The organism is Kroppenstedtia guangzhouensis (assembly GCF_014637345.1).
GTDB classification, from domain to species: Bacteria; Bacillota; Bacilli; order Thermoactinomycetales; family DSM-45169; genus Kroppenstedtia; species Kroppenstedtia guangzhouensis.
In genome coordinates, this window is the sequence record NZ_BMEX01000005.1 from 286,665 (window position 1) to 298,949 (window position 12,285).

Consider the following 12,285-nt stretch of genomic DNA (forward strand, 5'->3'; position numbering starts at 1 on the left):
CTTGTGGAAAAGAAAAAAGAGAATCCGGATGAAAGGGGGAAGCCTGTGGATACACATATTCAGGAACTGTGGGCACAAGCGCTGGAACATATTCAAGGAAAACTTTCCAAACCGAGCTTTGAAACCTGGCTTCAGGCTACGGAAGCAGTCGATTTCCGCGATGACACCTTGGTGGTGTCGGCACCCAACGAGTTTGCCCGGGATTGGCTGGAATCCCGTTATGCCAATCTGGTCCGCGACACTCTGCAGGAAGTGACCGGTTCAGTGATCGGGATCCAATTTATCACCCATTCCTCCATACGATCGGAAGGGGAGGAAGAAGCCGCAACAAGTGCTGAAAAAATCCTCTTTCAGGACGAGCCTCCCAAGACGATGCTCAATTCCCGCTATACTTTTGACACTTTTGTCATCGGATCGGGAAACCGGTTTGCCCATGCAGCTTCTCTGGCAGTGGCGGAAGCACCGGCCAAGTCCTACAACCCGTTGTTCATCTATGGAGGCGTCGGTCTCGGGAAAACCCACTTGATGCACGCCATCGGCAATTACGTCCAATCCCATTCGACCCACACCCGGGTCGTTTATCTTTCCTCCGAAACATTCACCAATGAATTCATCAACTCGATCCGGGACAACCAAGTCGATGATTTTCGCAACCGATACAGGAATGTGGATATTCTCTTGATCGACGATATTCAGTTTCTGGCAGGAAAAGAACAGACCCAGGAAGAATTTTTCCACACCTTTAACGCCCTTCACGGGGAAAGTAAACAGATTGTCATATCCAGCGACCGTCCGCCCAAAGCGATCCCCACCTTGGAGGATCGGCTCCGATCCCGCTTTGAATGGGGATTGATCACAGACATCCAGCCCCCGGATCTGGAGACACGAATCGCCATTCTGCGAAAAAAAGCGATCGCCGATAATCTGGAAATTAACAACAGCGAAGTGATGGCTTTTATCGCGGATCGGGTCGAAACCAACATCCGTGAATTGGAAGGAGCATTGATCCGGGTGGTCGCCTATTCTGCCTTGACCAATCAACCGATCACCGTCAAACTGGCTGCGGAGGCCTTGAAAGACATCATCTCCGATTCCAAACCCCGCATCATCGGGATTCAAGATATCCAACAAGAAGTTTGTTCCTATTATCGACTCAGCATAGAAGATCTGAAAGGCAAAAAACGAACCAAAAATGTGGCCCTTCCCCGTCAGATCGCTATGTATCTCTGCCGTGAACTGACAGATTCCTCCCTACCCAAAATCGGGGAAGAGTTTGGCGGACGGGACCACACCACGGTGATCCACGCCCATGAAAAAATCACCCGAACCCTGTCGATGGATCTCAGCCTTCAACAGGCAGTGGAAGATTTGCAAAAGCGCCTCATGAAGGAGTCCTGAACATCTTCCCTGAAAAGTTGAAACGCCTCCCCTGTGGAAACTGTGGATAAAATGAACCTACTTATACACAACATATCCACAGCTTAAATCCCTTGTCCCACAAGGGTTGAAGGCACTTTTCCACACTATCCACAGCCCCTATTACTATGACTATGATCTTTAAATTAATATATATATGTTATTCACAAGCGATTATGACACCCCACCACTTTTCCTATTTTTCCTCCAAAGGCTTTCAAGGATGGGAAAAGCATGATTGAATGATACAGTGGGGTTCTTTCTCTTGGATAAACAAAAAACAGATCCACCCTCTGTGGAAAAGATGAGGAGGAAAAAAACCCGATGAAATTCAGGATCTGCCGTACCGCTTTGACGGAAGCCGTATCCCAGGTGTCCAAGGCTGTATCCACCAAAACCACCGTTCCGATTTTGACCGGGATCCATGCCACTGTCGACGAAGAAGGGTTGTGGCTGACCGGGAGCAATTCGGATTTGACCATCCAGGTTTGTATTCCCCTTCGCCGGGATGATAAAGAACTGGTCAATGTGGAAACAATGGGTAGTGTTGTTCTGCCTGGGCGGATCTTTTCAGATATCGTCCGTAAATTACCCGGGGACCAAGTGGAATGGGATGTGGATGAACGTTGGAAAACCACCCTTCATTCCGACCAGGCTCACTTTGAGCTGAAGGGATTGGATCCTGAGGAATACCCTCGGGTTCCCCGATTTAATGAAGATCAGATGTTCAGTTTGCCGGCAGAGCTTTTGAAATCGATGATTCGCCAGACTGGCTTTGCGGTTTCCACCTCAGAAGCCCGGGGAGTTCTAACCGGTGTCTTGTGGCGATTGGAGTCAGGTCGGCTCACTTTTGTCGCCACGGACAGCATTCGTCTGTCCCGACGGGAAGCGGAGGTGGAGGTTCCGGAGGAATTCACCTTGGAAAATGTGGTGATTCCCGGAAAAAGCTTGTCTGAATTGGGGAAGATCCTCGCGGATCAAACGGGATGGGTGGATGTGATTCTTGCGGATAACCAAATTATGATTCGGTCAGACCACCTTCTCTTTTTCTCCCGCCTTCTGGATGGAACTTATCCCGATACCAACCGGGTGATTCCCAAAGGAGGAAAGACGGAAATTCGGGTCTCCACCAAGGAAATCCTGCAGTCCGTGGATCGTGCCGCATTGATCAGCCGGGACGGTCGCGATAATGTGATAAAATGGACAGTGAAGAAAGAAGGAGTGGTTCAGGTCCAGTCCGCAGCCCAGGATGTGGGCAGTGTGTTGGAGGAAGTGGGTGCCCGGGTGGACGGGGAAGAGATCAGTCTCTCCTTTAACGCTCAATACATGATGGATGCCCTGCGCGCCGTGGATTCCGATGAAATCCGGATTCTCTTGACCGGGACAATGACGCCGTTTTTGATCCAGCCGGCCGACCGGGAAGATGCCTTGCACCTGATTGTGCCGATCCGGACGCGCTGAGGTTTAAGAGGTGAGTCCGATGAAACAGGTGACCATTCAAACCGATAGCATTACACTGGGTCAACTCCTTAAAAAGTTGGATATTTTGGCCACAGGCGGACAGGCGAAACACTTTCTCTCCGAAAACCGGGTGCTGGTGAATGGGGAGCTGGAGGTACGGCGGGGGAGAAAGCTGTATCCACAGGATCAGGTCGTGATCGAAGGCTACGGCAACATCAGTCTGGTTGCCAGGGATTGAGAGGGGAGCGGCTATGTTCGTGGAGCGGCTGGAACTGAAACACTTCCGCAATATCGAACACCTCAAACTGGATTGCTCCGGAGAGCTCCACATGTTTGTCGGGCCCAATGCCCAGGGTAAAACCAATATCCTGGAATCTCTCTATGTCCTGGCCATCGGGAAGTCTCATCGAACCCGCAGTCACCGGGAGCTGATCCACTGGGAACAGACAGGAGCTCTCCTGAAGGCTGAGGTTTCCGGAAAAGAGTCGGCTCGACGGTTGGAGATCCGACTGACGCCCCGGGGAAAGCGGGTGCTGCGAAACGGAGTGGAGCAGCGCCGGTTGAGCGAATATATCGGTTCCCTCACAGCTGTCCTGTTCGCTCCGGAGGACTTGTCCATCGTCAAGGGCAGTCCCCAAGTGAGGAGACGTTTCCTCGATATGGAGATCGGACAGGTCAGTCCCGCTTATATCTATCATCTGACCCGTTACAATCAGCTGCTTCAGCAACGAAACAGCTTGCTCAAAGAACTGGGAAAGGGATGGGGAAAACAGGCCGCACTCCTCGATGTTCTCAACGAACAGTTGGTCGAGTTATCCACACACTTGTGGATCAAACGCTTCTCCTTTGTGAACATCCTTTCCCGATGGGCACAGGAGATTCACCACTCCATCACTCAGGGGAGTGAAAGTCTCACCCTCCATTACCGCCCCTTGGCCACCGTGAATCCCGGGATGGATCGGTCAACCATGGAGGAGGTGTTGACCCAGGAGCTGATGTTGATTCGGGAACAGGAGATTCAGCGGGGGACCACCCTGATCGGTCCCCATCGGGATGATCTGCGGATCGCCGCCAACGGTACGGACCTGCACACTTTCGGTTCTCAGGGACAACAGCGCACCGCCGCACTCTCTCTCAAACTGGCGGAAATCGAATTGATTCATCAAGAGACCGGCACTTATCCCATTCTTTTGTTGGATGATGTTTTATCGGAACTGGACGATGGTCGAAAAACGCATCTGCTGGAGACCATCCGAGGTCGTGTTCAGACCTTTGTCACAACCACCGGTTTGGAGGGAATTGACCGGGAGACACTGGACCGAGCCCGGATTCGCCGGGTTCATCAGGGCAGTATTACAGAACAGGGGTGAAACGGTGTTTATCCATCTCGGCGGCAATAAGATGATTCGGATCAGTGAAGTGATCACCATCCTGGATGCCGGGAATCGGCGCTCTCCCGTCACCATGATTCCTTTTTTGGATGATGTTGAAAGACAGGGAAGAATGGAGAAAATCTCCACCCAGGAAGAGGTGAAGTCCTACGTGGTTACCCAAACCGGAGTATATGCTTCGCCGATTTCATCCCTGACTTTGTTGAAACGGGCGCGACAGAGCGGCTCCCGTCGGATGATTGATGAATGGTGCGGACCAAATCCGGAGAAAAAGGAACTCAAGGAGTAGGTGAACGAAAAGGTGACCGTTGAGAAGAAAAACTATGATGAATCGCAGATTCAGGTGCTGGAGGGGCTGGAGGCGGTCCGGAAACGGCCGGGAATGTATATCGGGGCCACGAGCAGCCGGGGACTGCACCACTTGGTATGGGAAGTGGTCGACAACAGCATCGATGAGGCCTTGGCCGGACGTTGTGATACGATTCAAGTGACCGTTCATGAAGATAACAGTGTCACCGTGGAGGACAACGGGCGTGGGATTCCGGTGGGGATTCAGCCCAAAGTGGGCCGGCCTGCTGTGGAGGTGGTGATGACCGTCCTTCACGCCGGCGGTAAATTTGATAACGAAGGATACAAATTTTCCGGCGGCCTGCACGGAGTGGGCGTTTCCGTCGTAAACGCCCTGTCCGAATGGTTGGAAGTGCAGGTGAAAAGGGAAGGAAAAATTCATGTCCAACGGTATCGAAAAGGGGTGCCGGAATCCGATCTGAAAGTGACAGGGGAGACAAAGGAGACAGGAACACGAATCACCTTCAAACCCGATCCGGAAATTTTCACGGAGACCATTGTGTATGATTATGAAATCTTGCAAAACCGCCTGCGGGAGTTGGCATTTCTCAACCAAGGACTCCGGATCCGGATTTCGGATGAACGGGGTGAAGGAAAGTCTAACGAGTTCAAGTATGACGGAGGTATCCGATCCTTTGTTGAACACTTGAACAAGAACCGGGAAAGTCTCCATCAACCGCCGGTTTTTATCGAAGGGGAGAAAGATGACCTGGTGGTCCAGATCGCCCTGCAGTACAATGACGGATTTTCAAGTAACCTTTATTCCTATGCCAACAATATTCACACCCATGAGGGAGGCACCCACGAGGCAGGTTTCAAGTCGGCTCTCACCCGTGTGATCAACGATTATGCCCGGCGTTACAATCTGCTCAAGGAGAATGACAACAATCTGAGCGGAGACGACACCCGGGAAGGCCTGACAGCCATCATCAGCATCAAAATCCCGGATCCCCAGTTTGAAGGGCAGACCAAGACCAAACTGGGCAACTCCGAAGCCCGGACAGTGACAGAAGCCATTTTTTCCGAACAATTCCTCACCTTCCTAGAAGAAAACCCCTCCGTATCCAAAAAAGTGATTAACAAAGCGGTGATGGCAGCCCGGGCAAGGGAAGCCGCCCGCAAAGCACGGGAGCTGACCCGGCGCAAAAACGCCCTGGAAGTGAGTTCTCTCCCGGGAAAGCTGGCTGACTGCACCTCCCGCAAAGCGGAAATCAGTGAACTGTATCTGGTGGAGGGGGATTCCGCAGGAGGTACGGCCAAGCAAGGAAGGGACCGAATGTTCCAGGCGATCCTCCCCTTGCGCGGAAAGATTCTCAATGTGGAGAAGGCCCGGTTGGATAAAGCCTTGTCCAATGACGAAATCCGAACGATCACCACCGCTCTGGGAACCGGGATCGGAGAAGATTTTCAGCTGGAGAAGGCCCGTTATCACAAAATCGTGATCATGACCGATGCCGATGTGGACGGAGCCCATATCCGCACCTTGCTCCTCACTTTCTTTTACCGGTACATGCGTCCTTTGATCGAAGCGGGGTATGTCTACATCGCCCAGCCCCCCCTCTACAAGATCACCCAGGGCAAAAAAATCTTGTATGCTTTTGACGACCGGGAGAAAGACAGAACCGTCTCGGAGTTGGAATCCAAAGGGAAAGTGGAGCTTCAACGGTACAAAGGTCTGGGGGAGATGACTGCCGACCAGCTGTGGGAAACGACGATGGATCCGGAAAGCCGGACATTGTTGCAGGTATCCCTGGAGGATGCCCTGGATGCGGACCAGGTCTTTGAAACCCTGATGGGAGAGAAGGTGGAGCCCCGTCGGAAATTCATCCAAGAGTATGCCAAGCAGGTGCGCAATCTGGATATCTGAGCGGATGTGAACAAAAAACGGAGGGAAGCGAATGCCTGAAGAACAGCGCATCAATGAGATCAATATCAGCCAGGAAATGCGCAGCTCCTTCCTGGATTATGCGATGAGTGTCATCGTCAGCCGGGCCCTTCCCGATGTCCGGGACGGCCTTAAACCGGTGCACCGGCGGATCCTGTATACGATGCATGAGCTGGGGATGACCGCGGACAAGCCCTACCGGAAATCGGCCAACGTCGTCGGTAACGTTCTCGCCTCCTATCATCCCCATGGGGATGCGGCCGTGTATGACACCATGGTCCGCATGGCTCAGGATTTCACTTATCGATACATGCTTGTGGACGGACACGGAAACTTCGGGTCCGTCGATGGGGATTCCCCGGCGGCGATGCGGTACACCGAGGCCCGGATGGCGCCGATCACCCGGGAATTGCTGCGGGATATTGAGAAAGAGACGATTGACTTCACCCCGAACTATGACGGACGCTTGGAAGAGCCGGTGGTGCTTCCCGCCCGCTTTCCCAACCTGTTGGTGAACGGGTCGGCGGGAATTGCCGTCGGAATGGCCACCAACATCCCGCCACACAACCTGACAGAAGTGATCAACGGATTGCTGGCCATGATTAAAAATCCGGAGATCACCATCGATGAATTGATGGAGCACATTAAAGGGCCGGACTTTCCGACTGCCGGCCTCATCCTGGGCAGAGACGGGATCCGGAAGGCATACCGGACCGGGCGTGGTAGCATCAAGATGCAGGCCAAGACCCGGATCGAAGAAGCCAACAACGGCAAGATGCGGATTGTGGTCGAGGAACTCCCTTTCCAAGTCAACAAGGCTAAACTGGTGGAGAAAATTGCCGAGTTGGTCCGGGATAAAAAGATTGACGGGATCACCGATCTGAGGGATGAATCCGACCGCAACGGAATGCGCATCATCATCGAATTGCGTCGGGACGTCAATCCGAAGGTGTTGCTTAACAATCTCTACAAGCAGACCAACCTCCAGACGAGTTTCGGGGTCAATATGCTGGCACTGGTGGATGGAAAACCCCTTGTGCTCAATCTGAAACAGGTGTTGCATCATTACCTGGAACACCAGGTGGAAGTGATCCGCCGCCGGACCCAGTTTGATCTTCGCAAAGCGGAAGAGAGGGCCCATATCCTGGAAGGACTCCGGGTCGCACTGGATCACATCGACGAAGTGATCGAACTGATCCGGGGCTCCCGCACGACTCAGGAAGCCCGGGACGGTTTGGTGGAAAGATTCGGATTGAGTGAAAAGCAGACCCAGGCGATCCTGGATATGCGCCTGCAACGTTTGACCGGTCTGGAACGTGAAAAGATTGAGACCGAGTACAGTGAGCTCCTGAAGACTATCGCCAAATTGAAGGCGATTTTGGCCAGCGAAGAGAAGATCCGCGGGGTGGTCCGGGACGAGCTGACAGAGATCCGCGACAAGTACGGTGATGAACGCCGGTCCCGAATCATGTTGAATACAGGGGAGATCGCTGATGAGGATTTGATCCCGGAAGATGAGGTCACCATCTTGATGACTCATCGGGGGTATATCAAGCGGATGCTCCTCTCCGGTTATCGGGCCCAGCGCCGGGGCGGCCGGGGTGTATCAGGTATGGGAACGCGGGAAGATGATTTCGTTCAGCATCTCTTCGTCACTAATTCCCACAACTACCTTCTCTTCTTTTCAAATAAGGGTAAGGTTTACCGGATGAAAGCCTATGAGGTTCCGGAACTGTCCCGGACCGCCCGGGGCACGCCGATCATCAACCTGATCCAGATCGAACAGGGGGAATATATCGAAGCGGTCATCCCGGTTCGGGAGTTCTCCCCGGACAGTTATCTTTTCTTCGGTACCAAATTCGGGGTGGTCAAAAAGACTCCCCTGGAAGAGTTCGGTCATATTCGACGGAACGGCTTGTTCGCCATCAATCTGCGGGAAGGGGATGAACTGGTGGGTGTCCGTCTGACGGACGGAGAACAGGAGATCATGCTGGGCACCCGCCGGGGGATGTCCATCCGTTTCCCGGAACAGGATGTTCGTCAGATGGGTCGGACAGCCACCGGGGTGAAGGGAATCGCCCTGGGCAAAGATGACGAAGTGGTCGGGATGGAAGTGGTGGATCCCGAGCGGGAAGTGGTCGTGGTGACCAGCAAAGGATACGGAAAACGAACGGCCCTGTCCGAATACCGGACCCAGTCCCGCGGCGGAAAGGGGATCAAAGCGCAGAACGTGACCAAAACCAAAGGGCAAGTGGTGGGTCTGAAGGTGGTCTCTCCGGAGGAAGATCTGATGATCGTCACCGATTCCGGTGTGGTGATCCGGATGAATGTGGAGGGAATCTCCCGCATGGGCCGCTATGCCCAAGGGGTCAAACTGATCTCGGTCAAGCCAGATGAAGAGGTGGCCACCTTGGCCCGGGTTCCCACAGAAGAAGAGGAAGAAGAGGAAGAAAATCGAGTAAGAGAGGGCGACTAACCCCCGTCTTCTCACACCACCGAACGTACCGTTCGGTATACGGCGGTTCCACTACGTCTGACGAAGGAATTGGGTTCGACGAGCGACACTCAGAAGCCCTTGGTCTTGCCAATAGGCAAGGTCAAGGGTTTGGTGTAGAATAGGGCTCTTTGCGATGCGCCAGTATTTCCTCCGGGTGTTGCCCCACTTATCGGCCTTCCCTTTCGGAATGCCCATAGAAATAAGCTGGCGTACCCGAGTCTTCGGCCGTTTCCACTCTTTCCAGCGGATCATCCGAAGGCGCCTTCGCAGCCATTCATCCAAGCGCCGAAACACCGTTGGGGTTTCCGCCCGGCGGAGGCGTTATATCACATCTGCTGAAACAGAATCTTCTCTTCAAACAACTCGTTCAGAATCAGGTTGGGAAATTTCCGTTGCGTCACTTGAAGAAATTCCTGGATCAATACCATCTCTTCAGAAGCCATCCCGTAAATCATCTCCCCCCACAGAGGGGGCTCATACCGACATAGCATGCTGAGGGCGAACAGAAGGGCATAATGAACAAACATCTCCGGGAGGCAGGACTCCACCCGTTGGAAAGGGGACAGCCAGTGGTTTCCATGCATGTCTTCCCGAAACAGGGGGTGGTCAAACCCCCGCTCCCACTGGTTGACATGGGAAATGAAGGGATGATGCCAAAAAAGAAGAAACCGGGGAACAGAGACGGGATCCTCTTCAAAGGTGAAACGGACTTCCCCGCCGGGTGAAAAACGGTTGAGCCGGTTGACCAATCCCCGGGGAGTCAGATGGAGCGCATCCAGAATCCGATCCTCCAAAACCAGGGGCATCCCCCGATTTGGAACTGAAGTGACCTCCGGAACGGCAACAGGAAACAGGGTCTCTTCCGGAAAAAGCTGACGGTATCCGTCTTGCAGTTCCGGGATCAGGGAGAACAATTCCTTTAAGGTCCAGTTTTCTCCGATCAGAGACTCTCGCCCCTGGTAACGGGCCAGTTCCGGAAACAATCCTTCCCGCTGCACCCGGACTTCATCAGCGAAAAATTGATAATCCCCACGTTTTCGTTTTCGCGTGGAAATCCCGTGGCGAAGAACAGAAGTGTTTTCCGGGTAATCGGGAACCCTGGTGAGCATCAGAGCTTTGCACAGGGTCATCATTCCATAGTAGGAGAGCAACGGGCGGACAAACAGGTCACTTCTTCGGGCCGCCTCATAATATGTTCGGGCTTGTTTGACATGATACATGAGGGGTTGGGCTGCCCGGAAGGCGGCCCTTGAGGGATGTTCCACCCCATGTTTGCGGTATTTGCTTTCCAGAAAGGTGCGGACGGTGGCTTCATTCTCCAGAAGCAAAAACAGGTTCCACATCTTTTGCTCCGGTGAATCACAGAGAATGCGCCGAATCTGTGAGACCATGTCCATCCCTGCTTTCCCTTCTACAACAGAGTAGTCTGTACCCTTTTTTCGGTTTTTATAAATCATGAAGAGAGCAAGACGTTTTTAAGAGGTTCTCTTTCTATAGCTGTGGACAACTTGTGGATAAATGGGGAGAACTTTTTAACAAATAAAAAATCGTCCTAGCAGGGCGGTTTTTTATTTCTTTTTCCCGGGATTAGATAGATATGACTGAACTTCGGCTCCAAAGGTGTTTTGAAAACGGAACGTTTTCCGAAGAGATCGACAAGGCGAAAACCTTGTCATGGCGCGGCTTGACAGGGCCCAAGGCTGTCTGGTACGATTGCACAAACCAAAATGCGGATTGATAAATAAAGGGGACTGAACTCCGATGTGGGAAGATAAATTTGCCAAAGAAGGACTCACTTTTGATGATGTGTTGCTCATACCCGCCAAATCCGAAGTTCTTCCGCGGGATGTGGAAGTGGCCACCCGCTTGGGGGATCAGGTTCAGCTGAATGCCCCCCTCTTGAGCGCGGGGATGGATACGGTGACTGAAGCTCCCATGGCGATTGCGATTGCCCGCCAAGGGGGGATCGGGATTATCCATAAAAGTATGGAGATCAAAGAGCAGGCAGAGGAAGTGGATCGGGTGAAGCGCTCGGAGAGCGGTGTGATCACCAATCCCTTTTACCTGCACCCGGATCACAAGGTGTATGATGCCGAGTCCCTGATGTCCAAATTCCGTATCTCCGGGGTGCCCATTGTGGATCGGGGGCGGAAGTTGGTGGGTATCATCACTAACCGGGACCTGCGGTTTGTCCGGGATTACTCCATTCCGATCTCCGAAGTGATGACCCGTGACAACCTGGTGACGGCACCCGTGGGCACCACCCTCACCGATGCGGAGGAGGTCCTGCAGAAACACAAGATTGAAAAATTGCCGTTGGTGGATGGGGAGGGAGTCCTCAAAGGACTGATCACCATCAAAGATATAGAGAAGGCGACAATGTTCCCCAACGCAGCCAAGGATGCCCAGGGCCGACTGCTCGCCGGTGCTGCCGTCGGGGTGACTGGAGACACGATGAAGCGCGCCGCTGCATTGGTGGAGGCCGAAGTGGATGTATTGGTGGTGGATACCGCCCACGGCCACTCCAAGGGTGTGTTGGAGACAGTGGCCGGGTTACGGCGGGAGCATCCCGATCTGGTGATTGTTGCCGGAAATGTGGCCACAGGGGAAGGGACGAAGGATTTGATCGAGGCCGGAGCCAGTGTGGTCAAAGTGGGAATCGGCCCCGGTTCGATCTGCACCACACGGGTGGTGGCCGGGATCGGGGTTCCCCAGATCACAGCCATTTATGACTGCGCCACCGTCGCCCGCCGGTACGGGATTCCCATTATCGCCGACGGGGGGATCCGTTTTTCCGGGGATATCGTAAAAGCCCTGGCTGCCGGAGCGGATGCGGTGATGTTGGGTAGCATCTTTGCGGGTACGGAGGAATCCCCCGGTGAAACGGAGATCTATCAGGGGCGGCAATTCAAAGTTTATCGCGGTATGGGATCGATCGGAGCGATGAAGGCGGGAAGCAAGGACCGCTATTTCCAGGAGAACGAGCGGAAATTGGTCCCCGAAGGAATCGAAGGTCGTGTCCCCTATAAAGGGCCGCTGGCGGAAACCGTTTATCAACTGTTGGGAGGGATCCGGGCGGGAATGGGGTACTGTGGCACCCGGAATCTGCGGGAGTTGAAGGAGAATTCCCGGTTTGTCCGGATCACCAACGCATCTTTGCAGGAAAGTCATCCCCACGATATCCAAATCACGAAAGAGGCGCCCAACTATAATCTCTGAGGGATGGGCGATACAGGGATTTCCCTGTGAGTGAACAAATACCGAGGAATGGTTTCCAATTTTTCTCC

At 53.3% G+C, this 12,285-nt stretch carries 9 protein-coding genes and 1 pseudogene; 8 read left to right on the forward strand and 2 right to left on the reverse strand.

The genetic code is table 11. The features are described 5' to 3' along the window. Positions 1–45: 45 nt before the first annotated feature. From dnaA to gyrA, 7 genes are all read left to right on the forward strand, one after another. Positions 46–1,398, forward strand: a complete 1,353-nt coding sequence (gene dnaA / locus IEV46_RS09685; protein ID WP_229736020.1) for a chromosomal replication initiator protein DnaA — start codon at positions 46–48, stop codon at positions 1,396–1,398. 342 nt (positions 1,399–1,740) lie between these two features. Further along, on the forward strand, positions 1,741–2,877 hold the full coding sequence (dnaN, locus tag IEV46_RS09690; RefSeq protein WP_188432398.1) for a DNA polymerase III subunit beta: 1,137 nt from the start codon (positions 1,741–1,743) through the stop codon (positions 2,875–2,877). A gap of 19 nt (positions 2,878–2,896) precedes the next feature. Continuing rightward, positions 2,897–3,115: a S4 domain-containing protein YaaA gene (gene yaaA, locus IEV46_RS09695; protein WP_188432399.1), complete on the forward strand. Its 219-nt coding sequence runs from the start codon at positions 2,897–2,899 to the stop codon at positions 3,113–3,115. Positions 3,116–3,128: 13 nt separating this feature from the next. Further along, the gene (gene recF / locus IEV46_RS09700) at positions 3,129–4,247 is read left to right on the forward strand and encodes a DNA replication/repair protein RecF (RefSeq protein ID WP_188432400.1); all 1,119 of its coding nucleotides are present in this window, start codon (positions 3,129–3,131) and stop codon (positions 4,245–4,247) included. Between the two features lie 4 nt (positions 4,248–4,251). Further along, complete coding sequence (gene remB / locus IEV46_RS09705; protein WP_188432401.1) at positions 4,252–4,557, forward strand: extracellular matrix regulator RemB; 306 nt, start codon at positions 4,252–4,254, stop codon at positions 4,555–4,557. After that, complete coding sequence (gene gyrB / locus IEV46_RS09710; RefSeq protein WP_308420297.1) at positions 4,558–6,483, forward strand: DNA topoisomerase (ATP-hydrolyzing) subunit B; 1,926 nt, start codon at positions 4,558–4,560, stop codon at positions 6,481–6,483. Positions 6,484–6,514: 31 nt separating this feature from the next. Continuing rightward, the gene (gene gyrA, locus IEV46_RS09715) at positions 6,515–8,977 is read left to right on the forward strand and encodes a DNA gyrase subunit A (protein WP_188432402.1); all 2,463 of its coding nucleotides are present in this window, start codon (positions 6,515–6,517) and stop codon (positions 8,975–8,977) included. A gap of 51 nt (positions 8,978–9,028) precedes the next feature. Here the strand turns inward: gyrA and IEV46_RS18655 are convergent. Together IEV46_RS18655 and IEV46_RS09720 are read right to left on the reverse strand one after the other, a co-directional pair. Continuing rightward, positions 9,029–9,298: pseudogene (locus IEV46_RS18655) on the reverse strand (group II intron maturase-specific domain-containing protein); the annotation flags it as partial. A gap of 26 nt (positions 9,299–9,324) precedes the next feature. Then, a complete protein-coding gene (locus IEV46_RS09720; protein WP_188432403.1) occupies positions 9,325–10,389 on the reverse strand; it encodes a YaaC family protein in 1,065 nt (354 codons plus the stop codon). Positions 10,390–10,759: 370 nt separating this feature from the next. Between IEV46_RS09720 and guaB the strand changes: the two genes are divergently transcribed. Further along, positions 10,760–12,217, forward strand: a complete 1,458-nt coding sequence (gene guaB, locus IEV46_RS09725) for an IMP dehydrogenase (RefSeq protein WP_188432404.1) — start codon at positions 10,760–10,762, stop codon at positions 12,215–12,217. Positions 12,218–12,285: the final 68 nt, after the last annotated feature.

What these genes read in the sequence shown, in the direction of transcription:
- dnaN (WP_188432398.1), top strand. Translation starts at nt 1,741, where the DNA reads ATGAAATTCAGGATCTGCCGTACCGCTTTGACGGAAGCCGTATCCCAG.
- yaaA (WP_188432399.1), top strand. Translation starts at nt 2,897, where the DNA reads ATGAAACAGGTGACCATTCAAACCGATAGCATTACACTGGGTCAACTC.
- recF (WP_188432400.1), top strand. Translation starts at nt 3,129, where the DNA reads ATGTTCGTGGAGCGGCTGGAACTGAAACACTTCCGCAATATCGAACAC.
- gyrA (WP_188432402.1), top strand. Translation starts at nt 6,515, where the DNA reads ATGCCTGAAGAACAGCGCATCAATGAGATCAATATCAGCCAGGAAATG.
- IEV46_RS09720 (WP_188432403.1), bottom strand. Translation starts at nt 10,389, where the DNA reads ATGGTCTCACAGATTCGGCGCATTCTCTGTGATTCACCGGAGCAAAAG.
- guaB (WP_188432404.1), top strand. Translation starts at nt 10,760, where the DNA reads ATGTGGGAAGATAAATTTGCCAAAGAAGGACTCACTTTTGATGATGTG.